Origin of the sequence: Pseudoalteromonas sp. P1-25, from assembly GCF_001401805.1 — a bacterium.
Classification (GTDB): Bacteria; Pseudomonadota; Gammaproteobacteria; order Enterobacterales; family Alteromonadaceae; genus Pseudoalteromonas.
In genome coordinates this window covers 44,567-64,561 of sequence record NZ_LKDW01000016.1, presented here as the reverse complement: position 1 = coordinate 64,561, position 19,995 = coordinate 44,567, and the positions used below count along the sequence as shown (strand labels likewise).

14 protein-coding genes are annotated in these 19,995 nt (G+C 38.2%); 2 read left to right on the top strand and 12 right to left on the bottom strand.

Annotation, left to right across the window (positions count from 1 at the left end; all coding sequences use genetic code 11):
* Positions 1-247 precede the first annotated feature (247 nt).
* The 12 genes from AN393_RS11525 to hsdR form a co-directional block, all read right to left on the bottom strand.
* A complete protein-coding gene (locus AN393_RS11525; RefSeq protein ID WP_055018121.1) occupies positions 248-1,339 on the bottom strand; it encodes a cell division protein FtsZ in 1,092 nt (363 codons plus the stop codon).
* Positions 1,340-1,412: 73 nt separating this feature from the next.
* On the bottom strand, positions 1,413-2,312 hold the full coding sequence (locus AN393_RS11520; RefSeq protein WP_055018120.1) for a YafY family protein: 900 nt from the start codon (positions 2,310-2,312) through the stop codon (positions 1,413-1,415).
* Between the two features lie 150 nt (positions 2,313-2,462).
* Positions 2,463-2,972: a hypothetical protein gene (locus AN393_RS11515; RefSeq protein ID WP_055018119.1), complete on the bottom strand. Its 510-nt coding sequence runs from the start codon at positions 2,970-2,972 to the stop codon at positions 2,463-2,465.
* Between the two features lie 29 nt (positions 2,973-3,001).
* Complete coding sequence (locus AN393_RS11510; protein WP_055018118.1) at positions 3,002-4,138, bottom strand: HNH endonuclease; 1,137 nt, start codon at positions 4,136-4,138, stop codon at positions 3,002-3,004.
* Positions 4,138-4,836 carry an OmpA family protein gene (locus tag AN393_RS11505; RefSeq protein ID WP_055018117.1) on the bottom strand — a complete coding sequence of 233 codons (699 nt, stop codon included), beginning with the start codon at positions 4,834-4,836 and terminating at the stop codon, positions 4,138-4,140. Before AN393_RS11505 ends, AN393_RS11510 begins: the two co-directional genes overlap by 1 nt.
* Positions 4,836-6,602 carry a MotA/TolQ/ExbB proton channel family protein gene (locus tag AN393_RS11500; protein ID WP_055018116.1) on the bottom strand — a complete coding sequence of 589 codons (1,767 nt, stop codon included), beginning with the start codon at positions 6,600-6,602 and terminating at the stop codon, positions 4,836-4,838. The genes AN393_RS11505 and AN393_RS11500 overlap by 1 nt, the downstream gene beginning before the upstream one ends.
* Positions 6,603-6,936: 334 nt before the next feature.
* On the bottom strand, positions 6,937-8,217 hold the full coding sequence (locus AN393_RS11495; protein ID WP_161804167.1) for an McrC family protein: 1,281 nt from the start codon (positions 8,215-8,217) through the stop codon (positions 6,937-6,939).
* A 42-nt stretch (positions 8,218-8,259) separates the two neighbouring features.
* A complete protein-coding gene (locus tag AN393_RS20565; RefSeq protein WP_055018114.1) occupies positions 8,260-10,587 on the bottom strand; it encodes an McrB family protein in 2,328 nt (775 codons plus the stop codon).
* Positions 10,588-10,629: 42 nt separating this feature from the next.
* Positions 10,630-12,321 (bottom strand): hypothetical protein, encoded by a 1,692-nt coding sequence (locus tag AN393_RS11485; RefSeq protein WP_055018113.1) that lies wholly within the window; start codon positions 12,319-12,321, stop codon positions 10,630-10,632.
* Between the two features lies 1 nt (position 12,322).
* A complete protein-coding gene (locus tag AN393_RS11480) occupies positions 12,323-14,155 on the bottom strand; it encodes a restriction endonuclease subunit S (protein WP_055018112.1) in 1,833 nt (610 codons plus the stop codon).
* The gene (locus tag AN393_RS11475) at positions 14,155-15,645 is read right to left on the bottom strand and encodes an N-6 DNA methylase (RefSeq protein WP_055018111.1); all 1,491 of its coding nucleotides are present in this window, start codon (positions 15,643-15,645) and stop codon (positions 14,155-14,157) included. The genes AN393_RS11480 and AN393_RS11475 overlap by 1 nt, the downstream gene beginning before the upstream one ends.
* 118 nt (positions 15,646-15,763) lie before the next feature.
* The gene (gene hsdR / locus AN393_RS11470; protein ID WP_055018110.1) at positions 15,764-18,220 is read right to left on the bottom strand and encodes an EcoAI/FtnUII family type I restriction enzme subunit R; all 2,457 of its coding nucleotides are present in this window, start codon (positions 18,218-18,220) and stop codon (positions 15,764-15,766) included.
* A gap of 164 nt (positions 18,221-18,384) precedes the next feature.
* Here hsdR and AN393_RS11465 point away from each other — a divergent pair, with 164 nt between their 5' ends.
* Positions 18,385-19,224 carry a hypothetical protein gene (locus AN393_RS11465; protein WP_055018109.1) on the top strand — a complete coding sequence of 280 codons (840 nt, stop codon included), beginning with the start codon at positions 18,385-18,387 and terminating at the stop codon, positions 19,222-19,224.
* Positions 19,221-19,964 carry a hypothetical protein gene (locus AN393_RS11460; protein WP_055018108.1) on the top strand — a complete coding sequence of 248 codons (744 nt, stop codon included), beginning with the start codon at positions 19,221-19,223 and terminating at the stop codon, positions 19,962-19,964. The genes AN393_RS11465 and AN393_RS11460 overlap by 4 nt, the downstream gene beginning before the upstream one ends.
* Positions 19,965-19,995 lie beyond the last annotated feature (31 nt).

Below are 19,995 nucleotides of genomic sequence, written 5' to 3'. Positions count from 1 at the left end.
ATAAAAAACCCGCTAGCCTATATGGTTAGCGGGTTTCCTGTATCTGTTCGGATGTTATCGAACAGCGAATTGGTGGAGCTGGGGGGATTTGAACCCCCGCCTACCTCTTTAAAAACAACAACTTAAAATAATTTGTGTATAAATGGTGTATTTTTTAATTTCTATTCTTAGTATGACTCATGTTTATAGTCATCATGTCGATACAAAACTGTTGATGAGTCTGTACTGATTGAACAGTAGCAAATTTTTATTTTGTACATGGAGCCGGAGCTTGATTGCGAATAAAAGCAGGAATATCAAAAATGTCAGTTGTTTCTGGCTCGGCTTTATTAGGTTCTTTTTCTTCAGGCTGTTTGTCTTTATTCAAGTCATCAATAACCATTTTAGAACTCGCGCCCGTAGCAATAACTAGCAGCTCATAATTGGTTGATAAGCTTTCTATTTTTGAAACACCACAAATAACTAAAGCATTTGAGCTTACTTGCTGACGTACTGTATCGGTAATGAGGTTATAACTACCTAGTGAAATTTCATCTTTGCAATTGACTTGTATTATTACACCCGTACTTGATGACATATCGACCTGATTAACAAGTGGGTTATTGAGTGCACTATCAAGTGCTGTAGTAAGTTCGCTTTCATCATTGCACTTGCCAACACCCAGTACAGCATCTCCCTGGCAATCCATAATTTTAGCAAAGTCATTTAAATCAACGTTTATTAAGCCTTGATAGCAAAGCATATCGATGAGTGATTTTATCAGTGAGTGGAGTATTTGGTTGCTATGCTTAAAGGCGTCAAATAAGCCAATATCATTACCTAGCACTTCAATAAGTTGATCGTTTGGGAGAGTAATAACAGCATTAGCATGCTCTTTAAGCTCATTTAAACCTGCTTGCGCTATATTGCTTCTAAACTGCCCTTCACTACTAAATGGCAATGTAGCTACAAATATCACTGGCTTATTTTGCTCACTAGCAAGTTGTGCAATGTAAGGGCTAGCGCCAGTCCCTGTACCGCCACCCAATCCTGTTGCACAGAGTATTATATCGCAACCATTAATAAGCGTTAAAAGCTGATCTTTACTTTCTTCTGCTGCCTGCAGCCCAACTTTAGGATCTGCTCCTGCACCATATCCATGAGTAAGCTCTGCACCTATCAGTACCGCTTCATCACTCTGTGTATGCTCAAGCACTACTTTGTCGGTATTAACGCTGTATAAGTGCGCCTGCTCAGACTCGCGTTGTTCAAAAATACTGTTCAGCGTATTACAGCCACACCCACCAATACCAAATACACCAATCGATAAACCATCATTTTGTTGAATTAACTGAAACATAACTACTCCTTAACTTTAAAAGGAGCATAGCAAACAGGTGCGTCAATTTTTGACGTACCCAAACTAGTAGGAGTTATTTATAAATGTTAGCGGCCGCTTTAAGCTTGCTAACAATTCTTTGTCGCAGCTTTTCGGGTTTAACAACCTCGAGCCAATGGGCACATTTAAATAGCTCATCGGTCAATTGCTCGGTATCAATAGTTTGGTAGGTAAATAATACGTTTTTATCGTCAATCTGTTGCTTGTCACTCAGCTCGCCAAGCTCAATAAAGCCTTGATTAACCGCAGAGTGCTTGGGTACTTTTACAATTAACTCAATCGCTTCTTGCGACATGCCTTTGTTAATCGCACTACGTAACGACTTTAACTGCTCAGTGCTTGGCTCACGTCGTGTCTTTTGCAAAATGTGCACATTACGAATGCGGTAAACCGGCATCTGGTAACACTTATCGTGAAGCGTCCCCACCATAAACTGCGCCATTAACACACCGCCTTGCTGAACTAAGTTATAAAAGCTTATTTCAGCAAATTTTAACCAATGCGCCTCATCATAAAGCACCCTATAAAGCTCAGCACTCACTGCACGCTTATGCTTAATCACGTGCTCAATTTGATTAACTAACTGAGTATCAATATTCACTTTTAACGAAGGTTTTGGCAGGGTTGCAAGACAGTCAGGCACATGGCCATTAAAACGCTTAAGAGCCTGCTCTGCTTTAATGTGAACTGACTGCTTAACGTCACTCGGGACTGATTGCGGTAGTAATTGCTCAAGCAATAAATAGTGCTCTGCAACTTCGCTGCTCATTAATTTAGAGTTACCACCTCTCCAATGCGCATTGATAGACCAACCATACGGTTTACTACGCGTATCTTTTTCAAGCCCGAAGCAGCCTTGTTCGTAAAGTGATTGCAGGTCTCGTTGAAGCATGCGAGTTGAAATATCAAAGCCATACTGGTTGAGTTTAACCATTATTTCATGTGAGGAGATATACCTAGGGCTCAAGGGAATAATATCAAGAATTGTACTTTGCCTTAAAATGAGCATTTTAATCACTTATAGAGCTATGGTTAATTAGTTTAAAACAACTATAAAGATAGTAGCTTTCAGAAATATCAATTATTACGGAGCTCTAACTTCTAATTCACAGGCTATCTTAATCTGCTCTATATGCTTGCTGTTCAATTCTATTTCCCTATCAATACGCTCTATTTCATCTTGTAGATTGCGCTTTTCTGAGCCTAGCTCTGCATGGCTTAACTTCATTTCAAAGGGTATTTTTTCTATTTTCAACAATTGTATCTTAGCTTTATAGGCCTTCGTACGCTCTGTGACTAGATCATGTATTTTATTTTTAATTTCTAAGTTCCTATTAAATTCACTTATACCTTCAGTAACATCATCTAAAAAATTACTTGTGCCTAGTAGCGCCTGAGTAGCTGCAGATTTACTATCATCATAAACTTTCTGTACCTCAGCCTTTGGTTTTGTACACTTCATGATTAGGCCTGAAATGACCAAAAGTGGTAGAGCTATATAGGTTAGATAAACCCCTACATAAGTAACAGTAAATAGTGTTAGCAAATAAAGTGCTAATGTAAGCCAAAAAACAAAGCTTGCTTTAGAGTGCATATAAATTAATCCTTTAAAATTAAAATTTCTTATCTAATTTGGCGCTGAAAATTCTCAAAGTTATTTAAGGCATCGAATGCAGTAAATACAGTCCAGCCGTGTCTTCTTAATATATTAGAATTACTCATATTAATAAGCACCGCTACTTTACGCCTTGGCCAGCAAAGATCGATTGAAACAAATGTTTCTTTATCTTGAATAACAATCCCTAGCTCAGCACCTGGTAACCTAGTCGACTCACATTTTTGTAAAAGGCCATCTAATGCTGTATCTGCACACTCTCGCAGATTATCGTAATTAAACACGTCAAACTTATGTTGTTCTCGTCTTAGCTGGTTAATTTTGAGAATATCTGAGTTGCTTACATATATATGATCATGATGTGGCTGCTTTTTATGGCAATCTGCACAAAGTACTCTCAAATTATCTCGTTCATTATCTGCTTTATTCCCATTGATATGATGAGTATGTAAGAGCCTTTTTTCAGATTTAAGGTCAACGCCGCATTGCTCACATGTATAATTCAAATCGCTTCTTAACTTAGCTGAAATTGATGGCCAATCTGGCGTATAACCACTTGTGTGTTTCTTACTGTTAACAGGTAAACTTTTAAAGTAGGAGCTATAAACTTCGAAAAATTGTTCAAACGAAAAACTATTAAATACTTGATTTTTAACTTGAGGACTTTGAGTAGAGTAACCCTTGTAATTAAGTATTTTTAAGCAGTTTTTACATACACCTAAATCAGCCTCTCCCTCTGTATTAGGTCCACCTCTGTAGCTTGAGCCGAATACAGGGAAAAAGCCATCAACCCGATTAATTACATCATAGCGTTTAAACCGGCCTGTTTCTCGCATCAACTCAAGAGTAGAACACTCTGCCACATGTATACGTCGCCCTAATTTACCATTAGACAACACTGCTTCAATGTCATCTCCTTGATCTGGTATGTATAGCATAACCTGATGGCCATCATAGTTTAATACACCGTTTGACCCATCGATTTCATCTAACTGTACATCTTTACCTAAAATCATCCCTTGATTAAGATGACTGCCAATGCTTTCGAGTTCAGAAGCATCACTGGTAATAGAAAAGTCAGTTACTATTTTCCCTAAAGGTGCTACCGCTCTATGTAACGCACTAAAATCAACTGTTAGCTTCATTACTGCGCCTCCAGTATCCGTTTTATTTGAATATCAGCATTAGTAATAGCCCTAAATGATACACGCCTTGACCTTGCAGCATCTTCCACACCATTCTTTTTAATCAAGCGCGAAGATGAAAAACCAACTGCAGCAATATTAGCTTTAATCCAATCAGACTCATCAGGCATAAGTGCGTAACCATACTCTAATACAGAACGTGTTCGTCCTTGAGATAATCGCATATTGTAAAAATATGCTTGCGCCTCTGTAGAGCCTCTTAAACCAACACTTGAAGTATGACCCTCAATACGAATTTCATCTAAAGAGTCTCTAAACGGGGCAAGCACGTTGATATAACGGGGGAAAAAGTCGTTTAATATTTCTTTATATGCGTCGCTTAATCTAGTTTCATTATTAGCAAATAAAACATCAGGAGATTGAAAATTGAACGCTAGCGTTTCTTTGTCTATTGTTGCTCCCCACTTATCAAGATCTTTTTCAAATTCGCTTTCTAGAGCTTCATATATAGCAACTTGATTTTGTTGGTAAGCAACAGCAACATCTTTAATTTTGTCATTTTCTTTTTGAGTTATCATCATAAAAACAATAGCTATAAACAAGAATACAACCATTAAACCAGCCATCAAATCTGATACAGTTAACCAATGATCACCACTATCTTGTGAGTTGTTTTGAGAGCCAAATATCTTTTCCATTACATTACTCGCTGACTTACAACTTCATTCATCGCTTTAGTTAGCTTAATGTAATCATCAACAAATTTACCGCTTACCTGTGCAAGTGCTTTACCCATTTCGTTCATTACACGGTTTATTTCTTGCTGCATCGCTGTATCAATAAGTTTTAGTTGCGAGTCGACAGCTTCCCCTGTCATACCGACCTGCTTTTTAACCTCATTTTCCATTGCGTCAAAAGTACGTTTAGCTTGATTAATTTGCTGTGTCGCAGCGTCATCAATCACTTCATTAAGGCGTTGCTGTAGTTTTTCAGCCGACTTAACTACAGTATCACGCACCTGCTCTGTATCTGTCACAAGGTTTTGATTAGCTTGCTTCATAGTTGAAGTAATATCTTTAGCGTCATCGACTAATTTTTCAATCATGTCTCGCATATTGTTATTTAAGTCAGTCACTGTATCTTGTAAGTGCTGCTTAATTACTTCAGTTTGCGACTGTAAATGATCAGATGTTGTCTTTAAGCTTTCGTTGGTTCGAGCTGTATTATCTGTAAACTCATTACCTGCAGTTTGGATTTCTTTACCAATCTTGTCTGAGCTTTCAATCAAACGATCGCCAACACTATTAATGCCTTTCTCTGTTTCATGAGCAAACTTGTCTAATAAATCATTAGATGTCTGAACGTGAGCTTTTATGTAATCGTCTGATTGCGTAAGAAGGGTTTTATAATGATCACTTGCTGTTGTTACGGCAGCCGATATATCGTTTACTGTAGCTTCCACTTGTTTTTGAATTTGCGGGACGGCTTCAACAGCTTTATCGCGCATATCTTTAAAGGCCTCTAGATGGCGTTCAAGCTCAGCTAATTGATGTTGATTAACCTCCATAACACCTTTCAATTCACCCATAGATTGAGGAATTATTTGGCTTTGCTCACTAATATGGGCAACAGATGATTCAGTAGCAGAAATAGAAGCAACACCATGAGCGTATTGGTCACTCATTTCTTTAAGCTGAACTTTATAGTTTTCTTGCCATTCAACTAATTTAACTACCGCTTCATTTAATTGTTTAAAGTTATCACCAAACTGCTCTGTTAAATTATTATTAAAATCACTAATTACCTGTTTTAGCGCTTCAATAACTTGCTCTGTAGCTGACTTTGATAAAGTATCTGCAAAGTCTTGTAGTTTAAGCCATAGCTTTTCACTAAACGCCTCAAAGTTCTCTTGTTGTTTTACAGCTTGTTCTTGGGCAATATTAATCGATGTTTTTGCATTATCATTAATATCACCACGTAATATTTTTAATTGCCCAAACAGTGTTGACTCTTCATTACCAACAATCGCTTCTTTTAAAACTTTTGTTTCTGCAACCTGCGCTTGCATAGCACCTAATATCGCCTCAGGCGTTGCATGAGAAATGCTATCTTCTAGTTGCTTAGGTTTTAAAAATGAAAACGTAGACAGTGTTTTAAACACTAAAGATAAAAATATACCCGCTAAACTTGTAATAAATGCCGTTTTTAAACCCGCTAGCAACAACGGAATACTGGCTTCTATATCACTTTGGTTAAATTCTAATAAACCAAGAACTATACCTAAAAAAGTACCAAATATACCCATAGTAGTTAATAGTGTTGGAACAAACTGAACAAACTCAACTTGCTTAGCTTTTTTGGTGTAAAACAAACCTAAACCAAAAACAAAAAGCATTAAAATTAAAACAACACCACTAACAACGTTTGTATCAAAACCGCGTAGTAAACTTTCTAGTATATTCATATGATTTATCTTTTGTACTCTCGTAATTAAATAGACAACTACTTTGAAACCTCAAAGCAGAAAACACGCAATAATGGCGAGGAAAAGAATCATAAAGAGGTATAAAATTAATAGTGGGGGGTTGGCAGTACTGCTCGGCTTTTATCCATAAAATCTTTAAGTTCCCTTTCGACATCCACAACTAAAATAAAGCAATACTTTAGTCGTGGCGAGATGATATATAAATCAACTGTGATAAGCAAAAAAATAATGATAAACCACTAAAAAAGCAGGTTATATGACCAAGTTTTAAGCTTAAATTCAGTAACCATTACTGTTCAGCCAATATTGACCATTAATTATCAGCTGTGTTCTCAACTAACTCTGACTTATCAATATCAAATGGTAATACTTTGAGTGTAAGCCCGTTATCAAAAATAAAATTAGGTAAAGGCTTTAAAAATTGAGGTGTCATAGGGTAGATCAGCCAAATAACTGCGGGTTCTGATTCTTCCTTTTGGTAAGTTTGGTTATAGGCCAACATCTGGTACATATCACTTTCACTTATTCCATACTTTTTGTTAGGTAAGTTTTCATCAATCACCTTCCACTTTGTATCACCAATAATTAATTTATTTTCTGCTTGAATATGTAAGTCAGGCTTTAATTGGAAAAGCTTGCCATCATTAGTGCGTTTTTTATTGTCGCTAGGCGTATAGCTTATTAAGTATTGACTGCTGGTTTGTGTTTTTATGTCATAATTTTGAAATTGTCTTTTCAGACAAATTGGTACGTAATCCTCAAATACGCGTTCCATAGGAAATAATATAGACAACATGCTTTTTGAACCGTTTACCGATGTAGGGCTTTGATCTTTAAAAATCATCTCTATCCACGGTCTAATCGCTTCATAGTGAGATAAATGCCTGCCCCGTTGCCAAGCATTGAGATCCTGCCATATAGCTTTTGAGCTTGTTACTTCTTCAAAATGAAATAGTAACTCCCTGCAAAGATGTTGCGTTTTTGCTGTCACACGCTTGAGCGACCAGAGCAATGCACTTTTAATTAATCGGTTTTCAGGGCGGTTAGTTGTTAGCTCGTCAAAGGCTATAAAGTGATGGTGTTTATTAACTAAGTTATGCCTAATTTGCTGGCTAACCAGTATTCTACCCTTTATAAAAGGCTCATTACTTTCATGCGTTTCATACTGCCTTGCCACACCACGCTTAATTAATAAGCTGATCTCTTGCAAAAACAATTGAATGAATACGTCAAGTAACGGCATTTTAGCCATATCTAACGATGCATTGTCAGCAACCTTACCTGGTAAATACTGTGTTGCCTTTAACATCTTTATAAGGTTGGAGCGGTTCCTGCTAATATTTTCATCACTCTCAGCATGTACGCTTTTCCGATGTGTTTTAGGTAAGATTTCAATTTGATCGCCGCAAGGTAAACAAATTACACCAACGTAGTTTTGGCAAACTAATACCTCTTGTCGCTTTTCAAAGCCATATCTAAATAACTTATCATGGTCTGCCTCACTGCAAGTTAACAGCTGTTTGAGCGCTTCAAATTGAGCGTGCTCTAGTTTTAAGTTATCTCCTTTGTGTTCAGTCGTGTTACTTTTATACAAACGCGAAAACTCATAAACAGACCAAGTATGCATAAACCTTCCTTAGTTCTGTTTCAGTTCATCAAAATTATTATCATTTATATTTTGATAAGCCGCTGTATAATTTTCAATCTTGTCAAAGGCTTTACGGTCTACATAGTAAGACTTTGCTGCATACTCATCTGAACCACCAAGCCAATTACTGTGAGCATCTTTGAGCTCAGAAACAAACCCGTTATCATTAAATACTTGCTTAATTTTATCCCAATCTTCAAAAAAGTATTCTTCCAGTAGCGGCATAATGTTAGTGATAAATACTTGTTTAAGATCCGCTAAGTTACTAACTTTCATTAATAAGGCATGGCCAATAATATGCTCTCTATCTAATAAAAGTTCTATCCGTTTATTAATCGTGAATAAGAGCTTTCTTAAGTTAATACCATCTACATTATCGCTTAATAAAGAGTAATCAGTTCTCAGCTCTATAAATTCAAAGCGGCGTCTTAACGCAATATCTATATGCGTTAAAGAACGGTCAGCCGTGTTCATAGTACCAATAATATCGAGGTTGCTAGGTACCGAAAAAGGTAAGTTTGAGTATGGCAAAGTAACTGTAAGTGAATGCTCTTCACCAGCACGTTTATCTATTTCAATAAGGCTTATCAACTCACCAAATATCTTACTAATATTGCCTCGGTTAATTTCGTCAATCACTAAGGCGTATTGATGATTAGGATCAGCTTCAGCACGCTTGCACAGACGCTTTAAAATACCAGGCTTCACAACGTAACTTATATCACCATCGTCGTTAGTAACAGGCCTTAAACCTTCAATAAACTCCTCATACCCATAAGATTGATGAAAGGTCACAAATTCAAAGCGCTTTATTTCTTTTTCGACAGGGGGACCTGCCTTAAGCTCATCTAGTTGCTCTTTATAACTAGCAATTAGTTCATGTTCTTTATCAACAATAGTCCACTTACTATCTGTATTTTTATCAAAAATTAGTGGTTCGATGCGCTTAGCGTACTTAACAGTTTCTGAGTCTTGAATGGTATGAGTTTGCAAGGCAGCCCAAGCTGTCTGACGTATATTTGCGGTTCTGCCATTAAGCGCTAACTTCTTGATAAAATACTCATGATTCACAATATCTGTGACAGATAAATAGTGCTCTGAATCCAACAAAATAAGTGTAATAATTTCAAACCAACTTAACTCACCCAACTTATTGTTAAGCCAAACTACAGGCTCTTCAGAAGTTCCTGTTTCTGTGTACTGTTCTTTTAACAGCTTTTGTAGGGTAAAAGTTTTGCCAGTACCAGGTGGACCGTAGTAAATAAGGTTTTTTGATTTTTTTTCCGATTTATTTAGCTCAGTAGTCATTGAAGGATCCGCTTCATCTTCGTCTATATATAAACTTTCATCGTGGCTTTCTTTTCTCAGCTTTTCAAACAGCCACCAAATAAATGTATTAAAAACAAGTTCACTTTCAGATTTGTCTACTTTACTTTTGACTTTCTCGGTAACAACCTGATTTAACTCTGCCCAATTCCAACTAACATTAATTTCTAAACCAAAAGCATCATTTAAGTATTTCGTAAAAGCTCTTAAACCATCAACATTTAAAATCGTATTGTATTTTTTTGGGTCAGCGGCAGCAAAAACCCTGTGGATCACACCACGCTTGACGGTGTTAAACTTTCCTTCCTTCTTAGCCTCATCAGCCCATTTATATATTTTTTCTAAAGTAGTTGGAGTGGGCTCTTTGAATATCAAAGCCGTAATTTCCGGCAAGTCGTCTAAAAGATTTTTGTATTCATCATTACTCAGAGTCCCAGGCTTAGCGCTAGCAATTCCATTGGATTCAGACTTCCATAGCTTTTCTATAAATTCAGCTTCATAATTGGAGGCTGTATTACCTAAGTTTTGCTCCACTTCTGCACTAAAACGCTCATAAGCAGCGATCCAACCTTTGTTAGGCTTTTTGAGGTAATCGTTATATAAATCATTTATGGACTTATGCTCTACAACATCAGTAATACCGTAATCAAACTTAGAATTAACAAAGCGAATGACTTTCTCAGTACCATCAATGCTCCATTGGTTACTGACAAAAATTCGAGTGCCATCACCTAGAGTTAAAGCCTCTGTATCAGACTCAAAAAATCGCTTTCTTTTATCTTTACCATGCTTTTTTCTCTCTTCTAATTCTTGTGGAGTTATGTATATTGGCTTGCTTTTACTTCTACTCTTTTCGATTTCTTGGAAGTCTTGTTTCAGTTGCTCATAAGTTGGTTTTTTATCTGCAACATACTTTTTCATTACCGCTAAAATAAGCGGTGCTTTACCTAATTGTTCTCCATTGAAGTTATATTTATTATAGGTTGGCATATAATTCCTTTTTAAATGATATCAAGTATTTAGAGGTTATAATTATTTTGCAGATAACTCATTCGCAGACCCTATAGACCGATGATCTTTATATGTCAGCCTTTTCTTTGGTTCTAATCTGCCATCTGCGGTCCATTGCTTCGATTCTTCCTGTGCTAGCGTTAAAACTACACCGACTTTTTCATCATCTAATCCTATTTTTACAGTTTTATTCGGCTCGCTCCATAAAGAGATTATGTTGCTTTTAGGAAACTCACCACCATTTGTAGAGCGTTCAACTATCCCATACGGCGAAATTGTAAGAACACTACTACCTGGCTCATCGACTAAAGTGTGTGAGTAATGACCAGGCCAACGACTTTCAAGCTGGGGTCCATCTAAAAGAAGAGCGACAACTAGATGAGGGGCTAATGACCTCAGCACACCTGAGATCGGCTCTTGCCTCGCTAGGTCTTCACATATTAATGGGCAAATATGGGTTGAGCTTTTTTCAAATGAAAGTAATTTTCTAGATCCAATCAAACAGTCTTCCCACCACTTTACTTTTTTATCTTCAAAAACCTTCTGCAAGCCATAATTATTTACTTGTTGCTGATCAATAGCCCAGCGGTGGTGTTTTTGTTGAGTCTCCGCGGCAAAGCAACTCGTATTTTCGTCCCAAACTAATACAGATAAGCTATTGTCACCGTATGTACCATCTGTTCCTTTTGTAAAAACGCCAAATATAAAAGTCGGAACTTCTACATGCTTGTTTTTAAAGTACCTACTTAATTCTGAAATAATAATTTGCTTATTTTCACTATCAATTGAGCACTCTGGAATTACAACAAGATCTAAAGGGCTACCAGAACTCTCCATTGCATATATAATTTTTTTTGCTGTAATTACTTCTAAGTTAGAGTATGAGAAGAACCCAAATTCATCATCCATTTGTAATAATGGTTTTACAGCTGTGTTGAAGAAATTATCTTCAACTTTCAATGGCCAAGGCAAAAGTAAAATATTAAAGTCTTTTTGCTCATTATCGTATTCCACTTTTTGAGGTCGTGAGTATATTTTTACACCTGCTTTTATATAAGCTAAATCGTGGCTCAAACTATTTAAAGATATACCTGATTGTGGTGTGTGGGTTTTATAATGAACACTTCCGTAGCTGGAATTACAATTTGAAAAGCTCAATATGGCTGAACTTTCTGAACGTGCTAGATTTTTAACCTGGGCTGCAATATATGCTGGAGCCTCCTCTGAAAATAAAGTGTTTTTGATATTAAAAGAACAGCTATCGCTTGCATTAAATAACTCTATTAACTGACTAAAATAAGTTGGGCTATTGAGTAGATCACTCACTTGTTGACTCGCATTAGAACTCTTAAATAAATTATACAAAAGCTCATAAAACCGGTCGCTTACTTCAATTACTTTTTCATTTTCATTCGATAATATAGATTGGACCCACGTTCGCGCATGCCTTCCTGTTGAACCTCTATAGGGTAATTCACTATAGTTTTTTAAAGATACTACGTTTTGATACACATCAAATGTATCAAGCATTCGAGCAATGATATGAAATGTATTCATAGGCCAAATGATATAAGATAGGAAAGTATCTTTTTCTAACGAAATAGCAATAAGACCATTTTTACTATTATTCTTTGGCACTTTAACAAATTCAGTAGCACGCCCCTCTGCATCATCACCTAATATTGTATTTTTTAAAAAAGTAGCTAATTGCATATTATAAAGCCTGTTCGACTATGGCGTCGGTTAGGTGAAGTTTAGTGGTTTGTGCGTCGGTTATACGAGCTTTAAGTTGTTCGCATAGTGCCATTAATTCATCGACTTTAGCGACAATGCGGTGTTGCTCCTTTTGTGGCGGGAGTGCAACAACTAAGCTTCTAATTTGTTCTCTTGATACATTTTTCATGGAACTACTTGTTCCACCTGCAACTCGATTATAATAATCTCTAGAAACTTGGCTATTATTCATCAAGTTTAAATACTCACCACTTACACTTTCATGTAATTTAAATCTAATAATCTTGTCACTCATCATTAAATTTTTAGGTGCAAGATCTGGCACTATTACAGCTTTCGCAACTAAGTCAGCGGTATTAGCTCTTGAGATAAGAAAATCACCGCTTTGAACTTCATGTTCAATTCTTGGTTCTAAGTGTTCTGGAAGTTCTTTATTTTCCTCTGGATTAAATATCCCCCAAGTAACAGCACTAACTTTTAAAACTCCCCAATCTTCACCATTTCTAGGTGTTGGTAAACATTGAGGGCTCCAACCAGCACTCGAACTAAGCGCCGCATCATCAAATCGACACCACTCCCACCCTTTTGGTAATTCAAACGGTTTTTCTTCGTGGGTGATTTCTGGCAGTGGTTTTTGCTTTTTGATTTTTTTGTCTTTAATCAGTTGGGCTTTTTCGGCTGCTATGCGCTCTAGGAGTTTGGCGGCGGGTTCGTCATTTGGATTTTGTGGGACGAGCTTACCCATTACTGCTAGTTGTAAAATGGTTTGTTTTAGCGTGTCGATGCTGGCGGTGGTGGTGAATAGCGTGTCGAAGTGCTCGCTTAAGCGTTGCCAGTTTTGTTGAAACTGTGCTGTGGCTTGTTCGGGTGTTGCGGTTTGCTCTGGTACTTTTAGCAAAGCCTCTAACAGCACTTCAACTAAAGTTTGGTGTGCCGCAATGCTATTTTCAGTTTGTGCCTCAAGCGCATCACACAAGCTCATTAACTCATCAACTCTAGTAACGATGCGTTGTTGTTCTTTAAAGGGAGGAACTATTGCTATCAACTCATTTAGATCACCTAGAGAAACATTTGGCATAGCTCCTCCACGAGCTCTTTCTCTAGTTTTACCAGCGACAAAAGAATTTAATTGAATTAATAAAAATTTAGCACTGAATACTAATTTTGTCCCTCGAATAATTGCTAATGCTTGATTTGTATTAGCTGGTAAATCGTCCTGTACTACAATACAAGTTTTACCAATAGTTCCTGCTATAGAAAAAAGTAAATCTCCTGCCTCTAAACTAGAACGCTTTAGTGCCTCATTTGTCTCTTTTGATATAAATTGACTAATGCTAGGTAGGTTGATGCGATCCCTTGAGACATTTTCAATTTTAATGAAATTCACACCAGATTCTTTAAATTCAAACCCTAAAGATGTAGGTGTGGTACCTTTAGTTATTAAATAAGATAAGTTTACCAGTCGTTCAGCAAGCCACCCTTTCGGCAACTCAAACGGTTTTTCATCTTCACTAATTTCTGGGAGTGCTTTAGGCTTTTTAATTTTTTTATCTTTGACTAACTGCGCTTTTTCAGCGGCTATTCGCTCAAGCAATACTGAAGCTGGTTCGTCGTTTGGATCTTGCGGCACTAACTTACCCCGTACTGCGAGTTCTAAAATAAGTTCACGGAGCTTTTTAATACCGTGAAGCGAAAACTTCTTAGATGACCCACGCCCTGACGACGACTTTTGCTCAATGGACGTCGTCCAAATATCTAGGTGGTCGGTTATTAGCTGCTCTGCGCTTGTGTTTGGTGCTTTAGTCTCAGCCATTACTTGCCCTCAACATCTTTAGACAGCGCCGCTGACAATATGCCTTTAAGCTGATCGCGCAGTGCTTGTATATCAGCTTGTTGTTTTGAGTAGTCGGCTAATAGCTCTTCTGGGTCGTGGCTGATTACTTCCCCTATATGCGGGTTTTTAATGTCGAGGTTGTAATTACGGGCAATAATATCATCGATTGATACTTTCCATGCTTGTTCGGTTTCAGTACGGCTGGCAAAGCCGTCTGCCTCGTTGCCCCACCATTCAAGTTCGGTTTTAAATTCTTCAAACTTCATTGGTTTTGTTTTGTTATAGTTTTTAACGCCTGCTGGGTAGGGGTGTTCGTAAAACCACACATCTTTTGTTGGTGTGCCTTTAGTAAAAAATAGGATATTAGTTTTAATACTGGTGTACGGGTTAAACACGCCATTGGGTAAGCGTATTATGGTATGTAAGTTACATTCCTCTACCAATAGCTTTTTAATTTTGGTTTTTACGCCTTCACCAAACAAGGTGCCGTCTGGCAATACTACTGCGGCGCGCCCGCCCTCTTTACCGGCTGAAGGCTCATTAAGCAATTCTATAATGAGCTGTAAGAACAAGTCGGCTGTTTCACGAGTTTGCATGTCGCTTGGGAAGTTTTTTTCTATGCCGTCTTCTTCGGTGCCGCCAAACGGAGGGTTGGTGATGATGACATCTACTTGATCATCCCAGCTTGAAAGCGGTTTATTGAGCGTATTGCCGTGTTTAACTTGTACCGGTACCTCAATGCCGTGAAGCATCATGTTAGTAGTACACAGTAAGTGCGGGAGTTGTTTTTTTTCTACGCCGTGTATTTGCTTTTGAAGTATTTGGTGGTCGTCGCCCGATTTAACATAGTTTGCTTTTACGTGGTCGAACGCACACGCTAAAAAGCCACCGGTACCACAAGCAGGGTCCATGATTGACTCGCCTAGTTTTGGGTCGGTTACTGCCACTATAAATTTAGTAATGGCGCGCGGGGTATAAAATTCGCCCGCGTTACCTGCACTTTGTAAATCTTTTAATATTTGCTCGTAAAGGTCGCCAAATAAGTGGCGCTCTTTTGAGTCGGTAAAGTCTATTTCGTTTAGCTTATTAATAACCTGGCGCAGTAGCGTGCCGTTTTTCATGTAGTTAAAGGCATCGCTAAAGGCTTGGGTTACTACATAGCCGCGTGGATTTTTATCTATGGGTGCTGTTAGGTTTTTAAGCTCAGGGAATAGCTTGTCGTTTACAAACTCTAAAAGCTCATCGCCCGTTATGCCTTCGTTATCGGCCGCCCAATTGCGCCATAAAAGTTGCTCTGGGATTGGCTCGCGGTAATCGTCTAATTCTAGCTCTAGCTCTTCTTCTTGTGCGTCAAATACTTTTAAAAATAGTAACCACGACATTTGGCCAAGGCGTTGTGCGTCGCCATCGACACCGGCGTCTTTACGCATAATATCTTGAATGGATTTAATAGCTGAACTGATAGACATAGTATTCTCTTGTTTGATTACTTTTATAAACAGCGACTAAAAGCAAATATGGAAGCTGTTTATTTTGATTGGTTTAATGCTTTGCTGTCGCTAATACATAGCAACAACAAGCATAAATTTAGGCTGTTTTAGGCGTTGGCATTTGGTAAATTTCGGCTTCGAGCTCTTTGAGGGCTTGCTCGTATTGTTGTTTGCCACCAAAGCCTTTTTTTACTATTTCACTTAGGCTGCCAATTTCGTTAAACGGCGCTACTTTAAGTGCTTGCATAGATTCTATTTCTTGCACGCCTACATCGGCGTATTTTAACAGAAGGTTCTCAAGTACGGTGTGCGCGGTTCCCGAATATTTAGTGAAATAGTTACGCTTTTGTACGTTATCTGCGCGTTCTTTACGAGTAAGGGGTGGTTGGTCGTAAACTACATGGCAAATCATATCAAATGGGTCCATGTCTTTGCCTACTTCTTCTTCAAGCGCTGACCAAATAATGCCTTCTTCGGCAAGTTCGTCTATTACTGCTTGTTTACGGTCTGATTCATTCCAGCGCTTTACAAAGTCATCCAATGAACTGTACTGTTTGCTCATGGTTTTACGGGTGTAATCTATAAATGATTCGGTAACGAGTTTACCGTCGGTATCGTAATACTGGACTCGCTCTGCCACTTTATTAACGGTCACACCTGATATGCGGTACTTAACCATTTTGTTTGTTTCATCATCCCACTCACCATCAAGCGAGCCATCGCCTTTAGGATCGTTAATAGTGTCGTTATTGGCATCGCTTTCATCGCCGGTTGATTGATCATCGAATACGCTATCAGGCTGCTCTTCGCCAGTTGTATCGTCTTGTGATTCAATATCAACGTCTTCGTTTTCAATGTCGGTTGGCGTTACCTTAATTACTTTTTCTGGCGTGCCATCAAAGCGTTCATCGGCAAATAGTTCAGTGGCTTTTTTAAAGTCGAGTATGGTAAACCATAGCTTGCCGTAGCGGTCGTCAATACGGGTACCACGACCAATAATTTGTTTAAACTTGGTCATTGATTGTATGTTTTGATCAAGTACCACTAGCTTACAGGTTTTAGCGTCTACCCCTGTGGTCATGAGCTCTGAAGTAGTGGCAATTACCGGGTATGGGCGTTTAGGGTTTATAAAGTTGTCGAGCTGGCCTTTACCTAGTTCGTCGTCACCGGTGATTTTCATCACGTATTTATCGTTTTTAGCCATTTGCTCTGGGTTTAAGTTGGCAATGGCACGGCGCATACGTTCGGCGTGGTCTATGTCGTTACAAAACACAATGGTTTTAGCCATAGGGTCTGTACGCTTTAAATAGTTGGTAATGGTTTCGGCCACTAGTTGTGTGCGCTCGTCTATGACCATTGTGCGGTCAAAGTCTTTTTGGTTGTATATGCGGTCTTGTATTACTTCGCCGTTGTTATCAACCTGGCCTTTTGTTGGCCGCCAGCCTTGTAGGTCTACATCGAGATCGACACGTACCACCTTGTATGGTGCTAAAAAACCATCTTCTATCCCCTCTTTAAGGGAATAGGTATAAGCAGGGTCACCAAAATAATCGGTGTTTGATACTTCTTCGGTTTCTTTGGGTGTTGCGGTTAGACCGACCTGGGCTGCGCCATTAAAGTAAGTAAGTATTTCACGCCACGCGCTATCTTCACTTGCGCTTCCACGGTGGCACTCGTCAATAATAATAAGGTCGAAAAAATCAGGGTCTACCTGCTTAAAGGCTTTTTGAGATTCTTCTGGGCCTGTTAGTGCTTGGTATAGTGCTAGGTGTATTTCGTATGCGGGATCGATTGTTCTGCCGGTAATTTTGGTCATTGAAGTACCAAATGGCTGAAAGTCGTTAATACGTGTTTGATCTACCAATATGTTCCGGTCGGCTAAAAACAATATGCGTTTTTTTGCGCGTGATTTCCATAAACGCCAAATGATTTGAAACGCGGTATAGGTTTTACCGGTTCCTGTTGCCATAACAAGGAGTACGCGGTCTTTACCTGACGATATAGCTTCTACTGTTTTATTAATCGCTTGGAGCTGATAGTAACGCGGGTGTTTACCGCTACCATCATCATAATAGGCTTGGTTAATTATAGGTAACTGCGATTCGGTATAACCTTTGTAAGCACAATACTTAGCCCAAAGTTCTTGCGGTGATGGGAAGTCTTCTAAGCGTATTTCTGTTTCAAGGTTGTGCGCATCAGGAGTGCCTAGCTTGGTTTTATCGTGAAATATAAAGCCATCGCCATTAGAGGCGAATATAAACGGCACATCGAGCAGCCTTGCGTAATCTAAGCCTTGTTGTAGGCCTTTACCCACTTCGTGCTTATTCGCTTTGGCCTCGATAACCGCAAGCGGCATGCTGGGTTTATGGTAAAGCACTATGTCAGCCGATTTAACAGTTTTACGTACACCAAGCTGCCCACGAACGATTACTTTACCGTCACGTAATTTAACCTCTTGGCGTATTTGGGTTATGTCGTCCCACCCTGCGGTTTTAACTGCGGGCAGAATAAACTTACTGATTATATCGGTTTCGCTGAGCTTTCTTTTATCCATAACTTAAACCATCCCTAAATACTGCGCTATGAGTGCGCACAACTCGTTGATTCAACGCGTTTCATACTGTTTAGTGATGCTATATAAAATACGGTTAATAAGCAATTCTATTAAGGCGATAGCATAACTCTTAGGCTAACCTATATAAGTTGGAGGGTTTTGCTATGTCTCATCAAGTTATTTGTTTAGCAGTGCAATTACTTAATAAAGAACAACGTAACGAGCATTACAGATTAACGTTACCTACTTATTGCTTAGTTGAGTTTGCCGGAAGACTTATTAATGAAGTACACAAGGCTCGTCAGCTTCTAGAAGAAAATAATCTTTATGAGGTGGTTGTAAAAACTACGGAGGTCAATTGGTTTTATGGGCTAACCAATCGGTATCATCATTCGATGACTTCATACCTACATGTAACTAGCACAAAAATTGCGTTTTCAGGGCTTTTACCCCCAAATAAAGAACCTCACTTCATTACCCCATATGTAGATATTAACGATATAGCGCTACCTGAGCGAAATATTAAAAGCATTTTATTAGATAAAAAGCGTGTGCCATTAGTTTTATCATTAATTCGTGAACTGGAGTCTAAACAACAGGCCTTTGAAAACACCTCTGACCTATATTGGCAGCTTGAAAATATAGTTTCGCCGATTCGAGATTTAGATGACAAGTGTACTAATGTGCTAACGGCAGTTAATGATGAACTGTTATCTAACTTAAATGAAGAGTCGAACACGCTAAGTGTACAAACTGAACGACTTGAACTGGAGATTGAGCAAATAGTATTAAAGGTCATAAAGCGTATTTTTGGTGTGGTTTATGGTGACTTAATTACTCATATTGATACTAAAAATAGAACCACTAGCTTACGGTTTGAACATGCTTATTACTACGACACAGAAATTACATTTAGTGGTACAGGCATTACAAAACAAGGAAAGGTTGGCAAGCGACATCAATCTTTTAGCATAAAGATTATGGCTGAGCGTGAGTCTGTATGAATATTCAAACTTTACTATCAGAAATCAAACAGGCTAAAAAGCGCAGGGTAATTTTTGATTATCACCCATCACCTGTTAGTAGTGTAGATGTAATGGCAAAAGATTGGAAACCAACCTTAGCACTATTACATGGTTTATTTAAATCACTTAAGGCAAAGAACAGCTCTATTAAAATTACCTGGTGGGGCCAAATATTCATTACCCCTGAAAATAGCAACACTGCATTTGAGTTAGCGCTTGGCTATAAATTAGTAAATGTTGAAATGCACGATGTACACACTTTAATGAGGGAGCAAGATTTCATTATTTTAAGGCCGGCAACTCCTTATTACACAGTAAGTTTGAGAGCTCACCGAAATAGTACTAAGTGGAAGGACATACCTTTTAATATAGGCTGTGACTCTGCTGAAAAACTTGCTACTGCCCTACACTTAGACATGCTTATTAAGATTAAAAGTTACAGTAGTGCTGGGTTACAAATTGAAAAAATTAGCCTATCTGACGATGATTTACTGGCGGCGTTACATTATGGTGCTGCAAAATTTGGCAATAATTCGCAGTTTTATAGCATCTCTTCAGTAGTACTCAATTCTATGAGGAGGTGGAAAGTTGAGTTGATAGAAAATCAAATAACAGTACAAACCCAGCACCCAATAAAAAGTAGGACTTTTCAATTAAATGATAAAGAAGTTATGTTTTTAAGATCCCTTTTACCATCCATAGTTTGTGAACCTGAATAATTTAAAAGCATTTAAATACTTATAAACTAAA

Coding starts and splice junctions, on each gene's coding strand:
- AN393_RS11460 (WP_055018108.1), top strand. CDS start 19,221: ATGAATATTCAAACTTTACTATCAGAAATCAAACAGGCTAAAAAGCGC.
- AN393_RS11525 (WP_055018121.1), bottom strand. CDS start 1,339: ATGTTTCAGTTAATTCAACAAAATGATGGTTTATCGATTGGTGTATTT.
- AN393_RS11480 (WP_055018112.1), bottom strand. CDS start 14,155: ATGGCTGAGACTAAAGCACCAAACACAAGCGCAGAGCAGCTAATAACC.
- AN393_RS20565 (WP_055018114.1), bottom strand. CDS start 10,587: ATGCCAACCTATAATAAATATAACTTCAATGGAGAACAATTAGGTAAA.
- AN393_RS11510 (WP_055018118.1), bottom strand. CDS start 4,138: ATGAAGCTAACAGTTGATTTTAGTGCGTTACATAGAGCGGTAGCACCT.
- AN393_RS11505 (WP_055018117.1), bottom strand. CDS start 4,836: ATGGAAAAGATATTTGGCTCTCAAAACAACTCACAAGATAGTGGTGAT.
- hsdR (WP_055018110.1), bottom strand. CDS start 18,220: ATGGATAAAAGAAAGCTCAGCGAAACCGATATAATCAGTAAGTTTATT.
- AN393_RS11475 (WP_055018111.1), bottom strand. CDS start 15,645: ATGTCTATCAGTTCAGCTATTAAATCCATTCAAGATATTATGCGTAAA.
- AN393_RS11515 (WP_055018119.1), bottom strand. CDS start 2,972: ATGCACTCTAAAGCAAGCTTTGTTTTTTGGCTTACATTAGCACTTTAT.
- AN393_RS11500 (WP_055018116.1), bottom strand. CDS start 6,602: ATGAATATACTAGAAAGTTTACTACGCGGTTTTGATACAAACGTTGTT.
- AN393_RS11465 (WP_055018109.1), top strand. CDS start 18,385: ATGTCTCATCAAGTTATTTGTTTAGCAGTGCAATTACTTAATAAAGAA.
- AN393_RS11485 (WP_055018113.1), bottom strand. CDS start 12,321: ATGCAATTAGCTACTTTTTTAAAAAATACAATATTAGGTGATGATGCA.
- AN393_RS11520 (WP_055018120.1), bottom strand. CDS start 2,312: ATGGTTAAACTCAACCAGTATGGCTTTGATATTTCAACTCGCATGCTT.